Origin of the sequence: Pararhodobacter sp. CCB-MM2 (assembly GCF_001691415.1) — a bacterium.
Lineage (GTDB): Bacteria > Pseudomonadota > Alphaproteobacteria > Rhodobacterales > Rhodobacteraceae > Pararhodobacter.
This window is the reverse complement of the sequence record NZ_LRRR01000005.1, coordinates 104,461-126,965: the sequence shown is the minus strand read 5'-3', so window position 1 is coordinate 126,965 and position 22,505 is coordinate 104,461. Positions and strand designations below refer to the sequence as shown.

General features: G+C 65.4%; 21 protein-coding genes and 2 tRNA genes. 13 read left to right on the top strand and 10 right to left on the bottom strand.

The annotated features are described in order from the left end of the window. Position 1: 1 nt before the first annotated feature. The 4 genes from glgC to BCY78_RS07965 all read right to left on the bottom strand — a co-directional run bounded on the left by glgC (position 2) and on the right by BCY78_RS07965 (position 6,862). Positions 2-1,267 (bottom strand): glucose-1-phosphate adenylyltransferase, encoded by a 1,266-nt coding sequence (gene glgC / locus BCY78_RS07980; protein WP_068300158.1) that lies wholly within the window; start codon positions 1,265-1,267, stop codon positions 2-4. Then, positions 1,264-3,453: a 1,4-alpha-glucan branching protein GlgB gene (glgB, locus tag BCY78_RS07975; RefSeq protein ID WP_068300156.1), complete on the bottom strand. Its 2,190-nt coding sequence runs from the start codon at positions 3,451-3,453 to the stop codon at positions 1,264-1,266. The genes glgC and glgB overlap by 4 nt, the downstream gene beginning before the upstream one ends. Positions 3,454-3,541: 88 nt before the next feature. Then, the gene (locus tag BCY78_RS07970; protein ID WP_068300332.1) at positions 3,542-5,917 is read right to left on the bottom strand and encodes a glycogen/starch/alpha-glucan phosphorylase; all 2,376 of its coding nucleotides are present in this window, start codon (positions 5,915-5,917) and stop codon (positions 3,542-3,544) included. 285 nt (positions 5,918-6,202) lie between these two features. Continuing rightward, entirely contained in the window at positions 6,203-6,862 is a 660-nt protein-coding gene (locus tag BCY78_RS07965) for an alpha/beta hydrolase (RefSeq protein ID WP_068300155.1), read from the bottom strand. A 212-nt stretch (positions 6,863-7,074) separates the two neighbouring features. On the opposite strand from BCY78_RS07965, the gene BCY78_RS07960 reads away from it, so the two are divergent. The 12 genes from BCY78_RS07960 (at position 7,075) to BCY78_RS07905 (ending at position 16,162) form a co-directional block, all read left to right on the top strand. Continuing rightward, positions 7,075-7,539: an Rrf2 family transcriptional regulator gene (locus tag BCY78_RS07960; RefSeq protein WP_068300153.1), complete on the top strand. Its 465-nt coding sequence runs from the start codon at positions 7,075-7,077 to the stop codon at positions 7,537-7,539. Beyond that, positions 7,536-8,603: a cysteine desulfurase family protein gene (locus tag BCY78_RS07955; protein ID WP_068300151.1), complete on the top strand. Its 1,068-nt coding sequence runs from the start codon at positions 7,536-7,538 to the stop codon at positions 8,601-8,603. Before BCY78_RS07960 ends, BCY78_RS07955 begins: the two co-directional genes overlap by 4 nt. A 15-nt stretch (positions 8,604-8,618) precedes the next feature. After that, a complete protein-coding gene (sufB, locus tag BCY78_RS07950; protein WP_068300149.1) occupies positions 8,619-10,145 on the top strand; it encodes a Fe-S cluster assembly protein SufB in 1,527 nt (508 codons plus the stop codon). Then, the gene (locus BCY78_RS07945; protein WP_225295092.1) at positions 10,142-10,354 is read left to right on the top strand and encodes a hypothetical protein; all 213 of its coding nucleotides are present in this window, start codon (positions 10,142-10,144) and stop codon (positions 10,352-10,354) included. The genes sufB and BCY78_RS07945 overlap by 4 nt, the downstream gene beginning before the upstream one ends. A gap of 1 nt (position 10,355) precedes the next feature. Beyond that, on the top strand, positions 10,356-10,670 hold the full coding sequence (locus tag BCY78_RS07940; protein WP_068300146.1) for a heavy metal-binding domain-containing protein: 315 nt from the start codon (positions 10,356-10,358) through the stop codon (positions 10,668-10,670). Between the two features lie 10 nt (positions 10,671-10,680). Continuing rightward, positions 10,681-10,875, top strand: coding sequence for a hypothetical protein (locus tag BCY78_RS07935; RefSeq protein ID WP_068300144.1), 195 nt, complete (start codon positions 10,681-10,683; stop codon positions 10,873-10,875). A 75-nt stretch (positions 10,876-10,950) separates the two neighbouring features. After that, positions 10,951-11,769: an FkbM family methyltransferase gene (locus BCY78_RS07930; protein WP_068300141.1), complete on the top strand. Its 819-nt coding sequence runs from the start codon at positions 10,951-10,953 to the stop codon at positions 11,767-11,769. A 14-nt stretch (positions 11,770-11,783) separates the two neighbouring features. Beyond that, entirely contained in the window at positions 11,784-12,554 is a 771-nt protein-coding gene (gene sufC, locus BCY78_RS07925; protein WP_068300139.1) for a Fe-S cluster assembly ATPase SufC, read from the top strand. After that, a complete protein-coding gene (locus BCY78_RS07920; protein ID WP_068300138.1) occupies positions 12,551-13,864 on the top strand; it encodes a SufD family Fe-S cluster assembly protein in 1,314 nt (437 codons plus the stop codon). The genes sufC and BCY78_RS07920 overlap by 4 nt, the downstream gene beginning before the upstream one ends. A 12-nt stretch (positions 13,865-13,876) precedes the next feature. Further along, positions 13,877-14,374, top strand: coding sequence for a hypothetical protein (locus tag BCY78_RS07915; RefSeq protein ID WP_068300137.1), 498 nt, complete (start codon positions 13,877-13,879; stop codon positions 14,372-14,374). Beyond that, entirely contained in the window at positions 14,371-14,949 is a 579-nt protein-coding gene (locus tag BCY78_RS07910; RefSeq protein WP_068300136.1) for a YIP1 family protein, read from the top strand. Before BCY78_RS07915 ends, BCY78_RS07910 begins: the two co-directional genes overlap by 4 nt. Beyond that, complete coding sequence (locus BCY78_RS07905; protein WP_068300134.1) at positions 14,942-16,162, top strand: cysteine desulfurase; 1,221 nt, start codon at positions 14,942-14,944, stop codon at positions 16,160-16,162. The genes BCY78_RS07910 and BCY78_RS07905 overlap by 8 nt, the downstream gene beginning before the upstream one ends. 507 nt (positions 16,163-16,669) lie before the next feature. Here the strand turns inward: BCY78_RS07905 and BCY78_RS07895 are convergent. The 6 genes from BCY78_RS07895 to BCY78_RS07870 form a co-directional block, all read right to left on the bottom strand. Then, a tRNA-Glu gene (locus BCY78_RS07895) sits at positions 16,670-16,744 on the bottom strand. A gap of 191 nt (positions 16,745-16,935) precedes the next feature. Next, a tRNA-Glu gene (locus tag BCY78_RS07890) sits at positions 16,936-17,010 on the bottom strand. Between the two features lie 139 nt (positions 17,011-17,149). Next, positions 17,150-18,892 carry a single-stranded-DNA-specific exonuclease RecJ gene (gene recJ, locus BCY78_RS07885; protein WP_068300129.1) on the bottom strand — a complete coding sequence of 581 codons (1,743 nt, stop codon included), beginning with the start codon at positions 18,890-18,892 and terminating at the stop codon, positions 17,150-17,152. Beyond that, positions 18,889-19,854 (bottom strand): class II fructose-bisphosphatase, encoded by a 966-nt coding sequence (gene glpX, locus BCY78_RS07880; protein ID WP_068300127.1) that lies wholly within the window; start codon positions 19,852-19,854, stop codon positions 18,889-18,891. The genes recJ and glpX overlap by 4 nt, the downstream gene beginning before the upstream one ends. A 252-nt stretch (positions 19,855-20,106) precedes the next feature. After that, positions 20,107-21,393 (bottom strand): homoserine dehydrogenase, encoded by a 1,287-nt coding sequence (locus BCY78_RS07875; protein ID WP_068300125.1) that lies wholly within the window; start codon positions 21,391-21,393, stop codon positions 20,107-20,109. A gap of 106 nt (positions 21,394-21,499) precedes the next feature. Further along, positions 21,500-21,787, bottom strand: a complete 288-nt coding sequence (locus BCY78_RS07870; RefSeq protein ID WP_068300123.1) for a hypothetical protein — start codon at positions 21,785-21,787, stop codon at positions 21,500-21,502. A 122-nt stretch (positions 21,788-21,909) separates the two neighbouring features. Here BCY78_RS07870 and BCY78_RS07865 point away from each other — a divergent pair, with 122 nt between their 5' ends. Beyond that, positions 21,910-22,503, top strand: a complete 594-nt coding sequence (locus tag BCY78_RS07865) for a TetR/AcrR family transcriptional regulator (protein WP_068300120.1) — start codon at positions 21,910-21,912, stop codon at positions 22,501-22,503. The last annotated feature ends 2 nt before the right edge of the window (positions 22,504-22,505 follow it).

The window sequence follows — 22,505 nt, the reverse complement described above, 5'->3', positions numbered from 1 at the left end:
GTCATTTCACTCCGGCTCGTCGGTCGAGCATCGATTGGGTAATGAGCGTCACCCCACCCGGGGTCACGCGGAAGAACTTCGAATCCTCGTCCGGGTCCTCGCCGACAACCAGCCCCTCGGGGATGGTGACACCGCGATCGATCACCACCTTGGTCAGCCGCGCATGACGGCCGATGGTGGCAAAGGGCAGGACCACGGCTTCGGTCAGGGTGCTCCAGGAATTGGAATGCACGCCGGTGAACAGCAGCGAGTTGCGCACCTCGGTGCCCGAGATGATGCAGCCGCCCGACACCAGCGAGGACAGCGCCAGACCGCGGCGGTGTTCCTCGTCATGGATGAACTTCGCGGGGGGGACGCTTTCGGAATAGGTCCAGATCGGCCAGTCGCGGTCCCACAGGTCCAGCTCGGGGTCGAAGCCCGTGAGGTCGATATTGGCTTTCCAGAACGCATCGACCGTGCCCACGTCACGCCAATAGGCCGGGGCATCGGCCCGGTGGCGCACGCAGCTGTCCTCGAAGCGGTGAGCGACGGCCTTGCCGTTCTTCACCACGGTCGGGATGATGTCGCCGCCGAAGTCATGCTTGGAATTCGGGTCATGGGCGTCATCCATCAGCATCTGCCGCAGGAACTTCCAGCGGAAGACGTAGATCCCCATCGACGCGAGCGACAGATCCGGCTGGCCGGGAATGGCAGGCGGGTCCTTGGGCTTCTCGACGAAATCGGTGATCCGCCCCGAGGGATCGACAGCCATCACCCCGAAAGCCGTGGCATCGGCGCGCGGCACGGTCAGGCAGCCCACGGTGACATCCGCGCCGGCCTCGACATGCTCGCGAACCATGACCTCGTAATCCATCTTGTAGATGTGGTCGCCCGCAAGGATCACCACATAATCGATGTCATAGCTGTCGACGATATCGATGTTCTGGAAGACGGCATCCGCGGTGCCCTCGTACCAATGGTTCTCATCCACCCGCTGCGAGGCGGGCAGGATATCGAGGTACTCGTTCCGCTCGGCCCGGAAGAAGTTCCAGCCGCGCTGGCAATGACGGATGAGCGAATGCGCCTTGTACTGGGTGGCGATGGCCATCTTGCGGATGCCCGAGTTCAACGCGTTCGAGAGGGCGAAGTCGATGATCCGCGTCTTGCCGCCGAAATAGACCGCGGGTTTGGCGCGGTTGTCGGTCAGTTCGTGCAGGCGGGAGCCTCGCCCACCGGCAAGGATGAAGGCCATGGTGCGCGAAGACAGGCGCTGCGGCGCGGTGTTCATGCGATCTCCTCCGGGATCAGGAACAGCGTCGAAAGACCGGGCAAGGTGATCTCGGCGCTGAAGGGTTGTCCGGCATGCTCCGGGCCGTCGGCGATGACCGCGCCCAGATTGCCGTGGTTGCCGCCGCCATAGCGGTCGGCATCGGTGTTGAGCGCCTCGCGCCAGCGTCCTCCACTGGGCAAGCCCAGCCGCCAGCGGCGCTCAACAGGGGTAAAGTTCGACACCACGACCACCGGCCGCTGCCCGTCAAAGCCGCGCCGCACCCAGGACAGCACAGATTCCGCCGCAGCATCGCGGTCGATCCATTGGAAGCCCTCGGGCTCGGCGTCCTTCGCGTGCAGCGCAGGCTCCGCGCGGTAGAGCGTGTTCAGATCGCGGACGAGGGATTGCAGCCCGGCATGGCCCGGAACTCCCAGCACGCCCCAATCGAGCGACTGGTCATGGTTCCATTCATGGCCCTGACCGAATTCGCAGCCCATGAACAACAGCTTCTTGCCCGGATGCCCCCACATGAAGGCATAATAGGCCCTGAGGTTTGACAGTTTCGCGGCATGGTCGCCCGGCATTTTCTGCAGCATCGAGCCCTTGCCGTGCACGACCTCGTCGTGGCTGATCGGCAGGACGTAATTCTCGCTGAACCCGTAGACCAAGCCGAAGGTCATCAGGTTGTGGTGGTGGCGCCGGTGGATCGGGTCATGTTCGATGAACCGCAGCGTGTCGTTCATCCAGCCCATGTTCCACTTGAACCCGAAGCCGAGGCCGCCGGTATGCGCGGGCGCCGTGACGCCGGGCCAGGCGGTGCTTTCCTCGGCCACGGTCATCAGGCCCTGCGGCCCCTCGCCATAGGCCAGCGTGTTCATCTGCTTGAGGAAGTCGATGGCCTCGTAATTCTCGCGCCCGCCGTCGCGGTTCGGGATCCAGGCGTCATGTGCGCGGGAATAATCGCGGTAGAGCATCGAGGCCACGGCATCGACCCGCAGGCCATCGAGATGGAACTCGCGCAGCCAGTAGACGGCGTTCGCTTCGAGGAAGTTGCGGACCTCGTTGCGGCCGAAATTGTAGATATGGGTGTTCCAGTCGGGGTGGAAGCCTTCGCGCGGGTCGGCATGCTCGTAGAGCGCCGAGCCGTCGAAATAGGCCAGCCCATGCGGATCGTTGGGGAAATGCGCGGGCACCCAATCCATCAGCAGGCCCATGCCCTTGTCATGCGCGGCCTCGACCAAAGCTCGGAAATCGTCGGGCGTCCCGTGACGGCTTGTGGGGGCATAAAGCCCGGTCGGCTGATAGCCCCAGCTGCCGCCGAAAGGGTACTCGGCCATCGGCATCAGCTCGATATGGGTGAATCCCATGTCATGCGCATAGCCCACCAGTTCCTCAGCGGCCTCGCGGTAGGTCAGGCTGCGCCCGTCGCGGTGACGCCAGCTGCCCAGATGGACCTCGTAGATCGAGATCGGCGCATGGCGGTTGTTCATGCCGTGGCGCGCGTCCATCCAGCCGCCATCTTGCCAGTCATGCGCGCTGGGCGCGGGCACCAGCGAGGCCGTGGCGGGCGGATGCTCGGTCGCGCGGGCCATCGGATCGGCCTTGAGGAAGGGCGCGCCTTCCCGCGGGCGGATCTCGTATTTGTAGGGCTCGCCGGGTTGCAGGCCGGGCAGGAAAATCTCCCAGATGCCATTGCCGCGATGACGCATCGGCGCGCGGCGGCCGTCCCAGCCGTTGAAGCCGCCGACCACCGAAACCCCGCGCGCATTGGGCGCCCAGACGGCGAAATGCACGCCCTCGGTGTCGTCATGCGCCATCGGATGCGCGCCAAGCGCCTCCCACAGGCGGTGATGACGCCCCTCGGCCATCAGATGCAGGTCCAGATCGCCCAAAACTGGGCCGAAGCGATAGGGATCGTCGTAGTCCCAGCTATGCGTGCCGTCGGTGCCGCGAAGCCGATACCGCTTGCGCCGCCCGAGGTCGCCGCAGAACACACCGCCGCCTTTAGGCTCCAGATCGATGATCGCGGAAGGGGTGATCGCCTGCATCGCCGTGGCATGCGCGTCGAAGGCGACCAGCGTGCCGGTCTGCCCCCTGTGACGCGGGCCGAAGACGGCAAAGGGATCCTCGATGCGACCCTCGATGATAGCGGTCACATCGTCGTCTGAAATGCCCCGAGGGGCCTGAGAAACTGCCCGAGCCATGCGAGATTTGTCGCGCAGGTCCCGGTGAAAGGCAATGGAATTGTTAACCTTTGTGGCGCGCGAGCCTGCCCGCGCGCCACATTGATCATCAGATCATCGGGCTGATGTTCCAGATATCGCCCATGTAGCCCTTGATCGTCCGGTCCGAGCTGAACCAGCCGGTCCGCGCCGCGTTCAGAGCCGCCATCCGGGTCCAGTTGTCGCGGTCGAACCAAGCGGTATCGACGCGGCGCTGGGCGTCCCAATAGCTGTCGAAATCGGCACAGACGGTGAAGTAGTCATGCGCCCGCAGGTTCTGCGTGATCATGCGGTACATCGCCTTGTCCCCGTTCGAGAACATGCCGGCCTCGATCGCCTCGATGGCGGCGGTCAGGCGGGGGCTCTCGGCGATGGCGCTGGAGGCGTGATCGGGATGGCGGCGGCGTTCGACGACCTCGTCGGCGGTCATGCCGAAGAGGAAGAAGTTCTCCTCGCCCACCAGATCGCGGATCTCCACGTTGGCGCCGTCGAGCGTGCCGATGGTCAGCGCGCCGTTGAGCGAGAACTTCATGTTGCCGGTGCCCGAGGCTTCCTTGCCCGCGGTCGAGATCTGTTCCGACAGATCCGCCGCCGGGATCAGTTTCTCGGCCATGGTGACGTTGTAGTTGGGCGGATAGACCACGGTCAGCAGCTCGCGCGTCGCCTTGTCGGCATTCACCACGCGGGCGACGTTGTTGATCAGGTGGATGATCTCCTTGGCCATGACATAGCCCGGCGCCGCCTTGCCGCCGAAGATCTTCACCCGCGGCGCCCAGCCGGCCTTGGGGTTCTCGCGCATCTCGAGCCACAGAGCGATGGTCTCGAGGATGTTGAGATGCTGGCGCTTGTATTCGTGGAAGCGCTTGATCTGCACGTCGAACATCGCGTCCGGGTTGACCGAGATACCCATCGTCGTGCCGATCCACTCGGCCAGATCGGCCTTGTTGGCGGCCTTCACGGCGGCGAAACGGTCGCGGAATTCCTGCGTCTCGATCGCCGGTTCCAGCTCGGTCAGACGCTCCAGATGGTCTTCCCAGCCCTCGCCGATGGTCTCGGTGATCAGCGACGACAGGCGCGGGTTGGCGCCCTTGATCCAGCGACGCGGGGTGACGCCGTTGGTCTCGTTGACGATCCGGTCGGGGTGCAGGGCATGCAGGTCTGAGAAGACGGTCGATTTCACCAGCTCGGTATGCAGCGCCGAGACACCGTTCACGCGATGCGCCATGATGAAGGACAGCTCGCCCATCTTCACTTCGCCATTCTCGAGGATCGAGCTCTTGCGCGTCGGATGAGCCTTGGCATGCATCTCGTCGATCCGCTCGATGATCTGCATGTGGCGCGGCAGAACCTCGGCCATCAGGCTTTCCGACCAACGCTCCAGCGCCTCGGGCATCAGCGTGTGGTTGGTGTAGCCGAGGCAGGCGCGGGCGGTGTCGACGGCTTCCTCGAACGGCAGGCCGCGCTCATCGGCCAGAAGGCGGATCAGCTCGGGGCCGGCGATGGCCGGGTGGGTGTCGTTCATCTGGATCGCCACGCGCGAGGGCAGGGCGCGCAGGTCGCTGTGTTCCGAGGTAAAGCGGCGCAGGATGTCGCGCAGCGAGGCGGCGGTGAAGAAGAATTCCTGCTTCAGCCGCAGCTCCTTCCCCTGCGCGGTGGTGTCGTCGGGATACAGGACGCGGCTGATCGTGCGGGCCAGCGCTTCGGGCGCGGCGGCGCCGGTGAAGTCGCCCTTGTTGAAGGCGGCGAGGTCGAAGGCGCGCAGCGGCTCGGCGCCCCAAAGGCGCAGGGTGTTGGCCCATTTGCCCTGCCAGCCGACGATCGGCGTGTCATAGGCCTTGGCCATCACGGCGTTCTCGGGCGTCCAGACGGCGCTGCGGCCGCTCTCGGCCACCGAGCCACCGAAGCCGATGCGGAAACTGGCTTCCGGGCGCTCGAATTCCCAGCCATGCGACTGACGCAGCCAATCCTCGGCATCCTCGACCTGACGGCCATCGGGGCCGAAGCTCTGGCGGAACAGGCCATGCTCATAGCGGATGCCATAGCCATAGGCCGGGCAGCCCAACGTCGACATCGAATCGAGGAAACAGGCGGCGAGGCGGCCGAGGCCACCGTTCCCCAGCGCGGCATCCGGCTCGTCGTTCAGCACGTCGCGGAAGTCGAACCCGAGGCCCGAGACAGCCTCATGCGCAGCCTCGGTCAGGCCCACGTTCAGGATCGCGTCTTCCAGCAGACGGCCGATCAGGAATTCCATCGACAGGTAATAGACCCGCTTCGACTGGGCGGCATAGGTGGCGCGGGTGGCATGGAACCAGGGCTCGATAATCCTGTCACGGATCGCCAGGGTCAGCGCCATGCGCATGTCGTAGAGGCTGGCATGGGCAAGATCCTTGCCCTGCGAGAACTCGAGATGGCGCAGGATCGCTTCGCGCAATTCGGTGGCAGTCATCGGCAACGTGTCCTTGGTGATCGCAGTGGGCTGCCAGCCTGAAAGGCCCGACATCCCCTTGTCAAAGGTCATGGATCGGTTCGTACGCATTCCCTGCTCCTGTTCGGCACAACTTGGCAATGGGGCTCGGACAAAGAGCCACCCTGGATTGCGATAATTGGGCTGAAACGGGCCAAAACCGGGCAGAGTTGGTCGGCGATGGCGACAAAAGCAGGGTTTTTTGCAGCCGCAGCATAATTGGTTAACCTATGGGTCCCAGAATGCTGCGGCTGTTTCTTCCTGAGGTCAGCGCGTCTGCTCGGAGAGGCGGCGCTTGACGTAGGCTTTCACGGTGTCGAGCATCGGGTTCATGTGCTGCTCTTCGTCGCGGAAGAAGTGATCCGCGCCTTCGACTTGCTCATGGGTGATCGTGATGCCCTTCTGCTCGTGAAGCTTGTTCACGAGGCCGGTCACGTCCTTGGGCGGCGCGATCCGGTCAGCAGTGCCGTTGATGATCAGCCCCGAGGAGGGGCAGGGCGCCAGGAAGCTGAAATCATACAGGTTCGCGGGCGGTGCGACCGACACGAAGCCGGTGATGTCCGGCCGGCGCATCAGCAGCTGCATGCCGATCCAGGCGCCGAACGAGAAACCGCAGACCCAGCAGTGCCGGGTGTTCTGGTTCATCGACTGCAGGTAATCCAGCGCGGCCGCGGCATCGGACAGCTCGCCGATACCTTGGTCGTATTCACCCTGGCTGCGACCAACCCCGCGGAAGTTGAACCGCAGCACCGAGAACCCCAGCGAGTGGAAGGCATAGTGCAGGTTATAGACGACCTTGTTGTTCATCGTGCCGCCGAACTGCGGATGCGGGTGCAGCACGATGGCAATAGGCGCGTCACGGTTCGGTTGCGGGTGGTAACGTCCTTCGAGACGGCCATCAGGGCCGGCAAAAATCACTTCGGGCATCCAGGGACCTTCTGCTGCCTCAGGGGGAGTTCCAGTCGCGGCGTCCTTTGTTGACAAAAGAAGTCGGCTAATCTAGAACGTTTCTAACTTCTGCGCCCGTCTCGGGCAGAGTCGGGTTCGGCGGGATAGCAGTTAAGCAAGGCCGCGTCATCCGTCAATCTTTTTGCGACCCCGTGGCGGCTGCGGCGGGGCAATGATCCGGGGTTTGCGCCATGAAACTATCGACGAAGGGACGTTACGCGACGGTGGCCATGGTCGATCTGGCCATTCTGCAGCGTCAGGCGGCCTCGCGCCACGTCTCGCTGGCCGAGATCGCCAAGCGTCAGGACGTGAGCCAGCCCTATTTGGAGCAGCTGTTCGTCAAACTGCGCCGCGCGGGGCTGGTCGATTCGGTGCGCGGTCCGGGGGGCGGCTACCGTTTGGCGCGGGATCCATCCGAGATTCGCGTCTCCGAGATCCTCGAGGCTGTCGAAGAAACCGTCAGCGCGATGGAGAAGGGCGGCGGCGCCTCGGGCGCGATGTCCGGCAGTCAGGCGCAGTCGATGACCAACCGTCTTTGGGAAGGTCTCTCGGCGCATGTCTATGTCTTCCTGCACCAGACCACTCTGGCCGATGTGGCGCGCAACGGGCTGAAGCCCTGTCCCGCCGTGCCGAGCCTGTTTCAGGTCACGGCATGAGCAGGCTCTATCTCGACTGGAACGCCTCGGCGCCCCTGCGACCCGAGGCCCGCGCCGCGATGATCGCGGCGATGGACCTTGTGGGCAACGGCAGCTCGATCCATGCCGAAGGGCGGGCCGTCAAAGGCCTGATCGAGCGCGCGCGGGCGCAGGTGGCGACGGCCCTCGGCGCGGATGGGGCGGATATCGTCTTCACCTCGGGCGCGACCGAGGCAGCGGCGCTGGCCATGGCCGGGCGCGATCTCCATTGCGCGGGCGTCGAGCATGACGCGGTCTCCAGCTGGGGGCATGTCGACCTGCCGGTCGGCCGCGACGGCGTGGTGAGCGTAGCCGATCCGGCGAACAGCACGCTGCAGCTGGCGAATTCCGAGACCGGGATCGTGCAGGACCTGCCCGCCGGTCTGGCGCTCAGCGACCTGACGCAGGCCTTCGGCAAGCTGCCCATCGCCTTCAATTGGCTGGGCTGCGACATGGGGCTGATCTCGGCGCACAAGCTCGGCGGCCCGAAGGGCGTTGGTGCGCTGGCGCTACGGCTGGGCCTCGATGTGCAGACCCAGATCAAGGGTGGGGGTCAGGAGATGGGCCGCCGCGCGGGCACGGAGAACGTGATCGGCATCGCCGGTTTCGGTGCCGCGGCCGAGGCGGCAGCGCTTGACCTTGCCAACGGGGTCTGGGACGAGGTCGCCGAGATTAGAAATCTTCTAGAATCGGCTCTGGAAGCAGACTGCGCAGGTATTATCTTGACGGCCAAGGGCTGCCCGCGTCTGCCCAACACCCTGAGCCTGATCGCTCCGGGCTGGAAGGGCGAGACGCAGGTGATGGCCATGGACCTTCAGGGCTTCGCCGTCTCGGCGGGTTCGGCCTGTTCCTCGGGCAAGGTCTCGGCCAGCCGGGTGTTGCGCTCGATGGGCTATTCCGAGGCCGAGGCGGGTTCGGCGCTCAGGGTCTCGATCGGCCCCGGGGTCACGAAAGACGACGCACTGCGGTTCGCCGCGGTCTATGCCAAGGCCTGGAAACGGGCGGGCGAACGCATGAAACAGGCAGGCGCAGACCTGCCGCGATAAACGGGATGACGAAGCATGGCGGCTTTGGACAATACGGCAGAGGTCCGCGAGGGCGTGGATCGGGAGACGGTGGAAACCGTCCAGTCGATGGCCGGCAAGTACAAGCACGGCTGGGAAACCGAGATCGAGATGGAGTTCGCGCCCAAGGGCCTGAACGAGGACATCGTCCGCCTGATCTCGGAAAAGAACGGCGAGCCGGAATGGATGCTGGAATGGCGCTTGGGTGCCTTCCGCCGCTGGCAGCAGATGGAAGAGCCTGATTGGGCGATGCTGGAGATCCCGGCGATCGACTATCAAGAGCAATATTACTACGCCAAGCCCAAGAGCATGGCCGAGAAGCCGAAGTCTTTGGACGAGGTCGATCCGAAGCTGCTGGCCACTTATGAGAAGCTGGGCATCCCGCTGAAGGAGCAGATGATCCTTGCCGGTGTCGAAGGCGCCGATGGCGAGGTTCAACCCGAGCGCAAGGTCGCCGTGGATGCGGTGTTCGATTCCGTCTCCGTCGGCACGACCTTCAAGGAAGAGCTGAAGAAGGCCGGCGTCATCTTCTGCTCGATCTCGGAGGCGATCCGCGAATATCCTGATCTGGTGAAGAAGTACCTCGGCTCTGTCGTGCCGGTCTCGGACAACTTCTTTGCCACGCTGAACTCGGCGGTCTTCTCGGACGGCTCGTTCGTCTATGTCCCCGAGGGCACCAAATGCCCGATGGAGCTGTCGACCTATTTCCGTATCAACGCGGAGAATACCGGCCAGTTCGAACGCACGCTCATTATTGCCGATAAAGGTGCATATGTGAGTTACCTTGAGGGCTGCACCGCCCCCAAGCGTGACACCAACCAGCTGCACGCAGCCGTGGTGGAAATCGTCGTGCTCGAGGATGCCGAGGTCAAATATTCGACCGTGCAGAACTGGTATCCGGGCGATGAGGACGGCAAGGGCGGCATCTACAACTTCGTCACCAAGCGCGCCGATTGCCGCGAGGACCGGGCGAAGGTGATGTGGACGCAGGTCGAGACCGGCTCGGCCATCACCTGGAAATACCCGTCCTGCATCCTGCGCGGCGATGATACCTCGGGCGAGTTCTACTCGATCGCCATCGCCAACAACTGGCAGCAGGCCGATACCGGCACCAAGATGATCCATCTGGGCAAGAATTCGCGCTCGCGGATCGTGTCGAAGGGCATCTCGGCCGGCCATGCCCAGAACACCTATCGCGGCCTCGTGACCATGCACCCCAAGGCCACCGACAGCCGCAATTACACGCAATGCGACAGCCTGCTGATCGGCGATCAATGCGGCGCCCATACCGTGCCCTATATCGAGGTGAAGAACGCCTCCTCGCGCGTTGAGCACGAGGCGACGACGTCCAAGGTGGATGACGACCAGCTGTTCTATTGCCGCCAGCGCGGCATGGACGAGGAAGAGGCTGTGGCCCTGGTCGTCAACGGCTTCTGCCGCGAGGTTCTGCAGGCCCTGCCGATGGAATTCGCCATGGAAGCGCAGGCTTTGGTCGCGATCTCGCTGGAAGGGTCGGTGGGGTGACGCTGGAGCTTTTGCAGTTCCTGCTGGTCAAATCCGCCGGCGTGGGCGTCGGGATCTTTGTCGGGACGCTGCTGGGACTGGGTTTCCGGCGGCGCAACACCGGCAAGACCGACGGCCTCTTGGGCGGCTCGGTGCTGCTGACGGCGCTTGTCGTCGGTCTGGCCGCGCTGCTGGCGATGATGGTGTTCACCTGGATCGGGATGCGTTGAGATGATCGTCACCACCACCCCCAGCGTCGAAGGACGCCCCATCCGCACCTACCACAGCATCGTCGTGGGCGAGGCGATCATGGGCGCCAATGTCGTGCGCGACTTCTTCGCCTCGATCACCGATGTGGTTGGCGGGCGCTCGGGCGCCTACGAATCCAAGCTGCAGGATGCCCGCAAGGTCGCCCTGCGCGAGATGGAGGAACGGGCCGCGCAGATGGGGGCGAATGCCGTCGTCGGCGTCGATCTCGATTACGAGGTGGTGGGCGATTCCATGATGATGGTCTCGGCTTCGGGCACCGCTGTAACCTTGGGCTGAGGGGGACGCGATGGACTGGAAATGGCTGCTCTCGGCCGGTGAACCGCGCCCGCGCTATGTGCTGCTCGTCGCCATCGGCGTCGTGCTGATGATGTCGCTGACCTATTCCATCTGGTACCCGGGCGGCCGCGGCATGGCCGCCTTTGCCGCCATCATCGCCGTGGTGCTGTCGCATCTGTCGGCCAAATTCGTCATGCGTCGGTGAGAAGATGACCCGCTGCCGTCCTGTTGAAGCCCTTTGCATCCCGTCGTGCCCGTCGCGCGGGGCGGAGGGCTGCGCATGATCGGCAGCTGGTTCGAGACCGAGGTCCAGGTCGCCCCGCCGCCCGTCGAGGCGGAATCGCTGCCGCCAATGGTGGAGCGTCTTGCGGCGTGGCGTGAGGGCGCGCCGCTGATGCTGGCACCGATGGCGATGGTGCAGGCGACGATCCGCAACCGGCCGGTGGCCTTCTGCGTGAACTTCGCCGACGACCCGATCCAGAATGCCCACCGCAAGGGCCGCTTCTACGAGGGGGGCGATCTGGCGCAGGTCATCGCCCATATCCCGCCCGGCGCGACGGTGCTGGATATCGGCGCCAATGTCGGCAACCACGCGCTCTATTTCGCGATGTTCACCGGCGCCTCCCGCGTCATTCCCGTCGAGCCGAACCCGCTGGCCTTGGAGCCCTTGGTTGCCAATATCCTCGCCAACCGGATGCAGGGGTTGATCAGCCTCGACTACCTCGGCTTCGGTTTGGGGGCTGAGGACAGCGCGGGCTGGGGCATGAAGAAACACGACCGCAACCTCGGCGCGACGAAAATGTTCGCGGGGCAGGGTGACCTGCAGGTCCGGCGCGGCGATGACGTTTTCGCCGACCTGACCCCCGCCTTCGTCAAGATCGATGTCGAGGGGATGGAGATGGACGTGCTGGCGGGCCTCGACGGCCTGATCGCCCGCGCTCGTCCGACCCTGATGATCGAGGTCCGTTCCGACCACGAGACTGAATTCACCCGCTGGGCGGCTGCGCGCGACTACGCGATCACGCCGCTGAGCAATGACCGAAACCACGCCAATTACCTGCTGCTGCCGAGCGCTGCGACCGCGCGGCCCGGCCTTTGAGACACGAGGAAAACATGCTCGAAATCAACAACCTGCACGTCAAGCTTGAAGACGAAGACAAGCAGATCCTGAAAGGGCTCTCGCTGACCGTCGAAGCCGGCAAGGTCCACGCGATCATGGGCCCGAACGGCTCGGGCAAGTCGACTCTGTCCTACGTCCTCGCCGGCCGTGACGGCTACGAGGTCACCGACGGCAGTGCCACGCTGGACGGCGACAGCCTGCTGGACATGGAGCCTGAAGAGCGCGCCGCGCATGGCCTGTTCCTTGCGTTCCAATACCCGGTCGAGATCCCGGGCGTCGGCAACATGACCTTCCTGCGCACCGCCGTGAACGCGCAGCGCAAGGCGCGCGGCGAAGAGGAGCTGTCCTCGGGCGACTTCCTGAAAGTCGTGCGCGCCAAGGCCAAGGAGCTGAAGATCGACGCCGAGATGCTGAAGCGTCCGGTCAATGTCGGCTTCTCGGGCGGTGAGAAGAAGCGTAACGAAATCCTGCAGATGGCGATGCTCGAGCCCCGCATGTGCATCCTCGATGAGACCGACTCGGGCCTCGACGTGGACGCGATGAAGCTGGTGGCCGAGGGTGTGAACGCCCTGCGTTCGGAAGGCCGTGCCTTCCTCGTCATCACCCACTACCAGCGCCTTCTGGACCACATCAAACCGGACGTCGTGCACATCATGGCCAACGGTCGCATCGTGAAGACCGGCGGCCCTGAGCTGGCGCTGGAAGTCGAGAATAACGGCTATGCCGACATCCTCGCTGAGGTGAATGCTGGGGTGAACGCATGACCACCGCACAAGCTCTCAGCCCTCGCGCGGCGCGCCGTGCAGCACGGCAGGAGTCGACGGCGGCCTTCATCGCCACGCTGACCCCGCCGCAGGGCCCGGCCTGGGCTGCGCCCTTGCGCAAGGCCGCGCTGGAGCGTCTGGCCGACCTGACGCTGCCGGATCGTCGCGACGAATACTGGGGTTACACCAACCCCGACCGTCTGATCGCTGCCGATATCCGCCCGGCCGAGGTGTTCAAGATCACCGACGAGCCGCCGATGTATCAAGGCATCGACCGGCTGAAGCTGGTCTTCGTCGATGGTGTCTTCTCGGCCGCTGACAGCGATGCGCTGGAAGGCGATGGGATCGAGATCTCGCGCCTCGCCGATTCCGGCGACATCCATTGGGCCAAGGATCTCTACGGCACGCTGGAGGCGAAGGGCCAGAAGCCTGTTGCCCGCCCGCTGGGCGCCCTGAACTCGGCGCTGGCGACGGATGGCGTGCTGATCCGCGTGACCGGCAAGGTCTCGCGTCCGGTCTCGCTGATCTATCGCCGTGGGTCCGAGGATGCCGCCGTCGTGTTGCACCACGTCATCCGCATGGAGCCGGGCAGCGAGCTGACCCTGCTGGAGAACGGCCCGGTCGCCGCGCGCGCCAATATGTGCCTTGAGGCCGATGTGGCTGATGGCGCGGCGCTGCACCATGTGCGCACCATGGGCCGCGATCACGAGCGCAAGGGCGTGACCCATGTCTTCGCCCGCCTCGGCGCGAAATCGCTGTTCAAGTCCTTCTCGCTGTCGATGAACGGCCGCCTGATGCGCAACGAAGCGCAGGTCTGGCTGGAAGGCGAGGGCGGTGTGGCCCATGTCGCCGGCGCGGCGCTGGGGGATGGCACGTTCCATCACGACGACACGGTGTTCATCACCCATTCGGCGCCGGGCTGCGAAAGCCGTCAGGTGTTCAAGAAGGTGCTGCGTGACGGGGCCGTGGGCGTGTTCCAGGGCAAGATCCTGGTGGAACAGCCCGCCCAGCTGACGGATGGCTACCAGCTGAGCCAGTCGCTGCTGCTCGATGAGAAGTGCCAGTTCCTTGCCAAGCCGGAGCTCGAGATCTATGCCGACGACGTGAAATGCTCGCACGGCTCGACCTCGGGCGAGATCAGTCCGGATCACCTCTTCTACCTGCGCGCCCGCGGCGTGCCCGAGGAAGAGGCGAAACTGCTGCTGGTCCTCGCCTTCCTGGCCGAAACGCTGGACGAGATCGACAGCGAAGACATCGCGAATGACATGCGCCTGCGGCTGCGTCGCTGGCTGGAGCGTCACGCGCACTAACGGGGCCGGGCCATGGCGCTGACTACCGATATCGTCGCCAGCTACCGCCGTCCGCGCGCGGTGTTGCGGCGCCAGCAGGGGGACCGCCGCGAGGCGCGCATCCTCGTGTATCTGATGATCGGCTGCGCGCTGATCTTTGTGGCGCAATGGCCCCGCCTCGCGCGGGAAGCGCATCTGTCGGACGAGATTCCGCTGGATGCGCTTCTGGCCGGCGCGCTGTTCGCCTGGATCTTCATCGCGCCGCTGGTGTTCTACGCGCTGGGGGGCATCCTTGGCCTGATCCTGCGCCTTGCCGGCCCCGTCGATGCCTTCGCGGTGCGGTTGGGCCTGTTCTGGGCCGTGCTCTGCGCCAGCCCGCTGATGCTGTTCCAGGGCCTTGCCGCCGGCATGATCGGCCCCGGCCCGCAAACCACGCTGGCCTTCCTGCCCGCTGCGGCGGCCTTCATCGCGATCCTCATCGCCGGGCTGCGCGTGGCACTGGAGCGTCCGGAACCCGTGGAGGCCGCATGATCACCCTGTCCGATCTTCTGACCATCCTGCGCCTGTCGATCCAGAACCCCGAGGAAGCCGGGCGCCAGCTCATTGCGCTGAACCCGCCGATGCCCTTGCGGTGGATGCTGCTGGGCGCGGCCGTGACGGCCTCGGTCGTGCTGCTGTACCTGCTCCCCGTCGCGATGGGCGAGCATGACGCTCTGCCCAGCCCCTTCGCTTTTGCCGCGACGCAGGGGGGGATGAACCTGGTTGTCGTTGCGCTGGTGACCTTCGTCGGCAGCGCGTTCGGCGGCAAGGGCCGCTTTGCCGATGTGCTCTGGCTGGTCGGCTGGATGCAGGTGGTCACTGCCGCGCTGCTGATCGTGCAGCTGGTGGTCATGCTGTTGCTGCCGATCCTGAACATCCCCGTCGGCGCGGCCGCCGTGGCCATCTCGATCTGGGTGCTGGTGGGCTTCATCTGCGCCGTGCATGGTTTCAAGTCCCGCGTCGCGGTGCTGGTCGCCGGCTTCATGACCTTCATGGTCTTCAGCTTCATCCTGTCGCTGATCTTGCTGTTCCTGGGCTTCGGGCCCGCGGAGATTGCCAATGTTTGACGTTCACGCCATCCGCCGCGACTTCCCGATCCTGTCGCGCACAGTGAACGGCAAGCCGTTGGTCTACCTGGACAATGGCGCCTCGGCCCAGAAGCCGCAGGTGGTCATCGACGCGATCACGCAGGCCTATTCGATGGAATACGCCAACGTCCATCGGGGCCTGCATTTCCTGTCGAACCTCGCCACTGACAAGTATGAGGCCGTGCGCGGCACCGTGCAGCGGTTCCTCAACGCGCGGCACGAGGATGAGATCCTGTTCAACTCAGGCACGACCGAGGGGATCAACCTTGTCTCCTATGGCTGGGCTGCGAACCGGATGCAGGCGGGCGACGAGATCGTCCTCTCGGTCATGGAGCACCACGCCAATATCGTTCCGTGGCACTTCCTGCGCGAACGGTTGGGCGTGAAGCTCGTCTGGGTCGAGACCGAGGCCGATGGCTCCCTCGATCCGGCGCGTGTGCTGGCGGCGATTACGCCGAAGACGAAGCTGGTCGCGGTCACGCATATGTCGAACGTGCTGGGCACGGTTGTCGACATCAAGACCATCGCCGCCGGTTGCCGCGAGAAGGGCGTGCCGATCCTCGCCGATGGCAGCCAAGCCGCGGTCCACATGCCGGTCGACGTGCAGGATCTGGGCGTCGATTTCTACCCGATCACCGGGCACAAGCTCTACGGCCCCTCGGGCTCGGGCGCGATCTACATCACACGCGAGCGGCAGGCCGAGATGCGGCCGTTCCTCGGCGGAGGCGACATGATCAAGGAGGTCACGCGCGACGACGTGATCTACAACGATCCGCCCCACAAGTTCGAGGCCGGCACCCCCGGTATCGTTCAGCAAATCGGGCTGGGCGTGGCACTGGACTACATGATGGGCCTCGGCATGGAGAATATCGCTGCGCATGAGCGCGCGCTGACCTCCTACGGGCGTGAGCGGCTGAAGGGGCTGAACTGGCTCAATGTGCAGGGCGATGCGCCGGGCAAGGGTGGGATCTTCAGCTTCACCATGAACAACGGCGCCCATGCCCATGATATCTCGACGGTTCTGGACAAGAAGGGCGTCGCCGTCCGCGCCGGCCAGCATTGCACCGGCCCGCTGATGGAGCATCTGGGGGTCAACGCCTCGTGCCGCGCCTCCTTCGCTTTGTACAACACCGAAGCGGATGTCGACGCCTTGGTCGAGGCGCTGGAATTCTGCCACGAGCTCTTTGGCTGATCGACAAGGGCGCTTCCGCGGCCTTCGGGTGCGCTGCGGGGGCGAACGATGACGCCTCTCCGCCGCCGAAACCTTGCTTGGCCTCGCTCAATCAGAGCGATGTGGGGCTCGTGCTTCGGCCGTCTCGGCTTCACCGTTACAATGGCTCCCAACATGGGATGCGTGGCGAGGGTATTGGCCGCGACTCTTAGCACGGCGAGCGGCGTAGCCGAGAGCAACATGTCGCGTCGTTCTACGAGGCTCTCACCAGCCTTTATGACGCATCCAGGATTCGCCCATCGACAAATGCAATGTGGCGATTGTCATGGTCTGTTCGGTATCGGCGGTCGAGGGGCAGCCTGTCGATGATGTGACCCGAGCCGAGGCGTCCACCGCCAGTCGACGGCGGCCTTTCAAGGGGGGCGATACCGTTCTCTACCTTAGCGGCACTGTCCCACTTCAGCTCTCGGACGAGAGGAAGGGCGACATCGTGGGTTCCGTGCCTGGCGCTTCTGGGAGAACTGAAAGTGGCAGCCCGTAGGGGAGTCGAACCCCTCTTTCCAGGTTGAAAACCTGGCGTCCTAACCGATAGACGAACGGGCCACCTTTGCGCCTTGGCGAGAGCGTTTCGGCTCGTTGCCCTTGGCGTGAGGCGGTATTTACGACAGGGAAATGACCGGCGCAAGAGGGAGAAACGCGGGATTTTCAATTCCTTCGACAAGTTCCGCGAAGGGCCCCGGAAACGAAAAAAGGCCCCGAAATCGGAGCCTTGGTGTATCTCTGCAGGGATAAAGTGGCAGCCCGTAGGGGAGTCGAACCCCTCTTTCCAGGTTGAAAACCTGGCGTCCTAACCGATAGACGAACGGGCCACCTTTGCGCCTTGGCGAGAGCGTTTCGGCCCGTTGCCCTTGGCGTGAGGCGGTATTTAGACAGGGGTGTGGGCGGGCGCAAGGGGATTTTTTCACCTTCGTGACAAGTTTTTTGCACCCGCCCGGGTGCATCGCCGGATCAGGCCGGCGCGGCGTCGTCCAGTCGCAATTGCGGCTTGGAGCGCCCGCCCCAGGTGTTGATCTCGACCTTGCCGGCAAGATGCCAGCGCCCCGGCGAACGGCTCTCCAGCGCCGGTCCCAGCGGGCCGTCGAAGGCACCGAAGGCCACGGCCTCCAGCGCGGGTCCGGCATGTTCGCCAAAGCGGATGCGCAGATGGTTGGTCCCGATACGGCGCGCGTCGAGAATCGCCATCGACGGGAAGGCGAATCGCGGGGCAGGGGCGGCTTGCCCGTAAGGGCCGGCCTGTTCCAGCGATTCGATCAGCTCGACCGTCGCCGCACCGGGCATAAGCAGCCCGTCGAGCCGCAGATCCCCCGCGCCGCCAGTGCCGGCGCCCTGACGTGCCAGAAGCTCGGCCAGACGCTCCATCGCGGCTTCCAGCTGGTCGCGCGCGACGGTCAGGCCCGCGGCCATGCGGTGGCCGCCGCCCTTCAGCAACAGCCCCTCCGACGCCAGCCGTTGCACCGAGGCGCCCAGATCGACGCCACCGACCGAGCGGCCAGATCCCTTGCCCTCATTGCCATCGAGCGCGATTACCACGGCAGGGCGGTTGGTCGCTTCCTTCAGCCGAGCGGCGACGATGCCGATGACGCCCGGGTGCCACCCCTCGGCGGCCGCCCAGACCAGCGGGCCATCGAGGCCCCGGCGCTCAGCTTGTGCCAAGGCTTCCTCACGCACGGCCTGTTCGATGGCCCGGCGGTCGTCGTTCAACTGGTCGAGCTTTTGCGCCAGCCTTTGTGCCTCGAACGGGTCCTCGGTCGAGAGCAGGCGCGCGCCCAGGTCCGCCGCGCCGATCCGTCCGCCGGCATTGACCCGTGGGCCCAGCACGAAGCCAAGATGGTAAGGCGTCGGTGCGGAATCGATGCGACCGACATCCGACAAGGCGACCAGACCCGGCCGCCCGCGTTGGGCCATGACCTTCAGGCCTTGGCGCACGAAGGCGCGGTTGACGCCGATCAGCGGCGCGACATCGGCCACCGTGGCCAGGGCCACGAGGTCCAGAAACCCCATCAGGTCAGGGCCTTGCACCCCGTCCTTGCGCAGCCGGCGGTTCGCATCCACCAGAAGCAGGAAGACCACGCCCGCAGCGCAGAGGTGGCCAAGATCGCCGCTTTCGTCCTGCCGGTTCGGGTTCACGACTGCCAGCGCGTCGGGTAGCGTCTCACCGCCGAGGTGGTGGTCGACGACGACGACATCCGCGCCCTTCGCCGCCGCGATCGGGCCATGCGATAGGGTGCCACAGTCGACGCAAATGATCAGGTCGTGGTCCGCGGCCAGCATCGCCATCGCGGGCTCGTTGGGGCCATAGCCCTCGTCGATGCGGTCAGGGATGTAGAGCGTCGCGTCATGACCCAACGCCCGCAGCCAGCACAGCAGCAGCGCGGCCGAGGTCCCGCCGTCGACATCGTAATCGGCGAAGACGGCGATCTTTTCGCGCTTTCTCAGGGCGGTGAGCAAGCGCTCGGCCGCCGTCTCCATGTCGCGCAGGCGCAGAGGATCGGGCAGCAGGGAGCGCAGCGAGGGGGCGAGGAAATCTGCAACACCCTCAGCCGGAATTTCGCGCGCGGCGAGGACCGAGCACAGCGCCGGCGGCAGGCGGGTGGCCTGTGCCAGCGCTTCAGCCTGCCGCTCGCGTTCCGTACCGGGGCCGACCCAACGGCGCCCGGTCAGTGAGTGTTCGACACCAAGATAGGCGGTCATTTCACCGGGTTGCGATACTGCATGCGGCGCATCGAGCCGGTTTTCGAGCGCATCAGGATGGTCTCGGTCTCGATCCAGCCGGGCTCGCGCTTGATGCCCTGCACGATGGAGCCATTGGTCACGCCGGTGGCCGAGAAGATGACGTCGGCGGTCACCAGCTCGTCGCGGGTGTAGACGCGGTTGAGGTCGGTGATGCCGGCCTTGGCAGCGCGGCCGCGCTCGTCATCGTTGCGGAACAGAAGGCGGCCGTAGATCTGGCCGCCCATGCACTTCAAAGCCGCCGCGGCCAGGACGCCCTCAGGCGCGCCGCCCGAGCCCATGTACATGTCGATGCCGGTCAGATGCGGCTCGGCGCAGTGGATCACGCCGGCGACGTCGCCATCGGTGATCAGGCGGATCGAAGCGCCGGTCGAGCGGACTTCGCGAATCAGATCCTCATGGCGCGGGCGCTCAAGGATGCAGCAGGTGATGTCGGTGGTCTCGCAGCCCTTGGCGGCGGCCAGCGCGCGGACACGCTCGGCCGGCTCCATGTCCAGCGTCACGGTGTCGGGCGCGAAGCCAGGGCCGATGGCCAGCTTGTCCATGTAGACGTCCGGCGCGTGCAGCAGGGTGCCGCGCGGGGCCATGGCGATCACGGTCAGGGCGTTGGGCATGTCCTTGGCGGTCAGCGTGGTGCCTTCCAGCGGGTCGAGTGCGATGTCCACGGCCGGGCCGTTGCCGGTGCCGACCTTCTCGCCGATGTAGAGCATCGGGGCTTCGTCGCGCTCCCCTTCACCGATCACCACGACGCCTTCGATATCCAGCATGTTCAGCTGGTTGCGCATGGCGTTCACGGCAGCCTGGTCGGCGGCCTTCTCGTCTCCGCGACCGATCCAGGCGGCGCTTTCCAGCGCGGCGGCTTCGGACACACGGGCGAGGCCGAGCGACAGCATGCGATCGTGAAACAGGGGAGAGTCGGACATGATATTTCCTTGGTTGGTACCGGGCGCGTCTGTTGCCTTCTGCATAGCGCGCCGGGTCCGGAGGGACAACGCTGGTGCCGCTAACGCCTGTCAAGGGCGCGCGTTAACCCTTCCTAAAGGGAGTCTTTGTCGTGATCGTGACCCTGAAGTGACGACTTGGGTTTGCTGTGGAGCCGTGGCGCAACGGTGGGGTGAAACCCCACCCTACACACGCGCGCAACCCGTAGGGTGGGGTTTCACCCCACCTGTCGCTCAGACTTCTTCGATGCGCATCGCCACAGGCTCGCCCACCACGACACCGGTCGCGGCGAATTTCTCCAGCGCGAAGGCGATGTCGTCGGACGAGGCCTTGTGCGTCACGATCAGCACCGGCGCATCCGTGCCATCATGCGAATATTGGCGCATGCGGGCGATGGAGATGCCGCTCTCGCCCAACAGCGTGGCGATCTTGGCCAGCGCGCCCGGCTTGTCGAGCAGCGTCATGCGCAGATACCACGGCGCCCCGGCGGAAACCACGGCGGGCGGAGCATCGGTCAGCCCCTCGGCCGGCTGGCCGAAGACCGGCAGGCGGAAGCCGCGCGCGATGTCCAGAACGTCGCCCATCACGGCGCTGGCGGTCGGGCCCTCGCCGGCACCGGCGCCGCGCAGGACGATCTGGCCGACCATGTCGCCCTCGATCACCACCATGTTCGTGCCGCCCTGAAGCTGCCCCAGCGGATGGGTTTCCGGCACAAGGCAAGGGGTCATGCGTTGTTCCAGCCCGCGGCCGGTCATCTGCGAGACGCCCAGCAGCTTGATCGAATAGCCCATGTCGCGAGCCAGCCGGATATCGTCGATCGAGATCGAACCGATGCCCTGCAGCACGACATTGTCGAAATCGACCTCGGTGCCGAAGGCGATGGCGGACAGCAGGCTCAGCTTGTGGCCTGCATCGATGCCGCCGACGTCGAGGTTCGGATCGGCCTCCAGATAGCCCAGCTTGCGGGCCTCTTCGAAGACCTCGTCATAGGGCAGGCCCGCCGATTCCATCCGCGTCAGGATGTAGTTGCAGGTGCCGTTCATCACGCCCATGACGCGCTTGATCTGGTTGCCGGCGAGGCCCTCGGTCAGGGCCTTGATCACCGGGATACCACCCGCGACGGCGGCTTCGAAGCGCAGCGAGCGGCCATTGGCCTCGGCCAGACGGGCCAGTTCCGTGCCGTGACGCGCCAGCAGCGCCTTGTTGGCAGTCACCACGTCCTTGCCGTTCTTCAGCGCGGTCTGCACCAGCGCCTTGGCCGCGCCGTTCTCTCCGCCCATCAGCTCCAGCACGACGTCGATATCGGTGCGCCGGCCCAGCTCGACAGGATCGTCCTCCCAATCGTAGGCCGACACATCTGCGCTGCGTTTCTTCGAGCGCGAGTTGGCGCTGACAGCGACGATCTCGATCGGGCGGCCGCCGCGTTTGGCGATCAGCTCGGCATGGGTCTGGACGATCTTGACCACACCGATGCCGACCGTCCCGAGACCGGCGATACCAAGACGAAGAGGCGAGGTCATAGAAAGCTCCGACATTCCCGGCCCCCGGCCTGTCGGGGGCGTCCGGCTTGGATTAGCTGACCGGTCGCGTCAGTGCAATGCGCGGATGTGTCCGGGGCGCGGCGCGTCAGCCTTGCTGGGCCTGAAGCGCGCGGGCGCGGCGCAGCAATTCCTCGTCCTCGGCCGTCGTCGTGGTGCCGGCCCGGCGCAGTTGGGCCGCGCGCGCGCGCAGGTTTTGGGCGCGCCACGCCAGCTCATCCGCCGCTTGCTGGCCCCGCGCGCTGTCGGCGGCACCGGCGGTGCGGGCCGCGATCTCGGGCCCGCTGAGAAGCGCCGGCGCATCCGAGGCCACCGTGCCACACGCGCTCAGCGCCAGAAGCGCGGCAAGGGTGAGGGGCAGGGCGATGGGGCGCATGGCAGAACTTCCGTTGGATGGCGGCAATTTAGCAAGCGCCCGGCAGGCTGTGAAGCGCGAATGCAAGGCGGGGCCCTGCGCATCCGGGGTTGAATTGAACGCCCGTTCAGTGACAATGCCCCATGGCTCGAAAACCCGGCTCTCGCTCTGACATCACCGGCCCGCGGCTGCGCGAGGCGGCGCTCAGGCTGTTCGCCCGGCAGGGCTATGCCGCGGTGTCGATGCGCCAGATCGCGGCCGAGATCGGGGTGCAGGCCGGGGCGCTGTATCTCTACACCGCGGACAAACAGAGCCTGCTGTGCGATCTGATGACCGATCATCTGGAGGCGTTGCTCATGGCGTGGGAGGCCGAGGCCCTGGCCGGCGACGCCCCGTCGCGGCTGGAGCAGTTTGCGCGGTTCCACATGCGCTTTCATGCCGAGCGGGCGGATGAAATCTTCATCGCCTACAACGAGTTGCGCAACCTCACGCCCGAGAATTTCGCCCGCGTCGAGGCCCTGCGCAAACGCTACGAGACCGCGTTGGAGACCATCCTGCGCGAGGGACGCGAAGCCGGCGCTCTGCAGCTGGAAGACCCGAAGCTGGCAGCCATGGCGATCATTGCCATGCTGACCGGCGTCAACACCTGGTTCCGCGAAGGCGGGCGCCTGTCGCGGGAGCGGGTCGAGGATCTTTATGCCGGGATGGTGCTCAGGACCGCCGGCGCGCGGGAATAAAC

What these genes read in the sequence shown, in the direction of transcription:
- glgC (WP_068300158.1), bottom strand. Translation starts at nt 1,267, where the DNA reads ATGAACACCGCGCCGCAGCGCCTGTCTTCGCGCACCATGGCCTTCATC.
- glgB (WP_068300156.1), bottom strand. Translation starts at nt 3,453, where the DNA reads ATGGCTCGGGCAGTTTCTCAGGCCCCTCGGGGCATTTCAGACGACGAT.
- BCY78_RS07970 (WP_068300332.1), bottom strand. Translation starts at nt 5,917, where the DNA reads ATGACTGCCACCGAATTGCGCGAAGCGATCCTGCGCCATCTCGAGTTC.
- BCY78_RS07965 (WP_068300155.1), bottom strand. Translation starts at nt 6,862, where the DNA reads ATGCCCGAAGTGATTTTTGCCGGCCCTGATGGCCGTCTCGAAGGACGT.
- BCY78_RS07960 (WP_068300153.1), top strand. Translation starts at nt 7,075, where the DNA reads ATGAAACTATCGACGAAGGGACGTTACGCGACGGTGGCCATGGTCGAT.
- BCY78_RS07955 (WP_068300151.1), top strand. Translation starts at nt 7,536, where the DNA reads ATGAGCAGGCTCTATCTCGACTGGAACGCCTCGGCGCCCCTGCGACCC.
- sufB (WP_068300149.1), top strand. Translation starts at nt 8,619, where the DNA reads ATGGCGGCTTTGGACAATACGGCAGAGGTCCGCGAGGGCGTGGATCGG.
- BCY78_RS07940 (WP_068300146.1), top strand. Translation starts at nt 10,356, where the DNA reads ATGATCGTCACCACCACCCCCAGCGTCGAAGGACGCCCCATCCGCACC.
- BCY78_RS07935 (WP_068300144.1), top strand. Translation starts at nt 10,681, where the DNA reads ATGGACTGGAAATGGCTGCTCTCGGCCGGTGAACCGCGCCCGCGCTAT.
- BCY78_RS07930 (WP_068300141.1), top strand. Translation starts at nt 10,951, where the DNA reads ATGATCGGCAGCTGGTTCGAGACCGAGGTCCAGGTCGCCCCGCCGCCC.
- sufC (WP_068300139.1), top strand. Translation starts at nt 11,784, where the DNA reads ATGCTCGAAATCAACAACCTGCACGTCAAGCTTGAAGACGAAGACAAG.
- BCY78_RS07920 (WP_068300138.1), top strand. Translation starts at nt 12,551, where the DNA reads ATGACCACCGCACAAGCTCTCAGCCCTCGCGCGGCGCGCCGTGCAGCA.
- BCY78_RS07915 (WP_068300137.1), top strand. Translation starts at nt 13,877, where the DNA reads ATGGCGCTGACTACCGATATCGTCGCCAGCTACCGCCGTCCGCGCGCG.
- BCY78_RS07910 (WP_068300136.1), top strand. Translation starts at nt 14,371, where the DNA reads ATGATCACCCTGTCCGATCTTCTGACCATCCTGCGCCTGTCGATCCAG.
- BCY78_RS07905 (WP_068300134.1), top strand. Translation starts at nt 14,942, where the DNA reads ATGTTTGACGTTCACGCCATCCGCCGCGACTTCCCGATCCTGTCGCGC.
- recJ (WP_068300129.1), bottom strand. Translation starts at nt 18,892, where the DNA reads ATGACCGCCTATCTTGGTGTCGAACACTCACTGACCGGGCGCCGTTGG.
- glpX (WP_068300127.1), bottom strand. Translation starts at nt 19,854, where the DNA reads ATGTCCGACTCTCCCCTGTTTCACGATCGCATGCTGTCGCTCGGCCTC.
- BCY78_RS07875 (WP_068300125.1), bottom strand. Translation starts at nt 21,393, where the DNA reads ATGACCTCGCCTCTTCGTCTTGGTATCGCCGGTCTCGGGACGGTCGGC.
- BCY78_RS07870 (WP_068300123.1), bottom strand. Translation starts at nt 21,787, where the DNA reads ATGCGCCCCATCGCCCTGCCCCTCACCCTTGCCGCGCTTCTGGCGCTG.
- BCY78_RS07865 (WP_068300120.1), top strand. Translation starts at nt 21,910, where the DNA reads ATGGCTCGAAAACCCGGCTCTCGCTCTGACATCACCGGCCCGCGGCTG.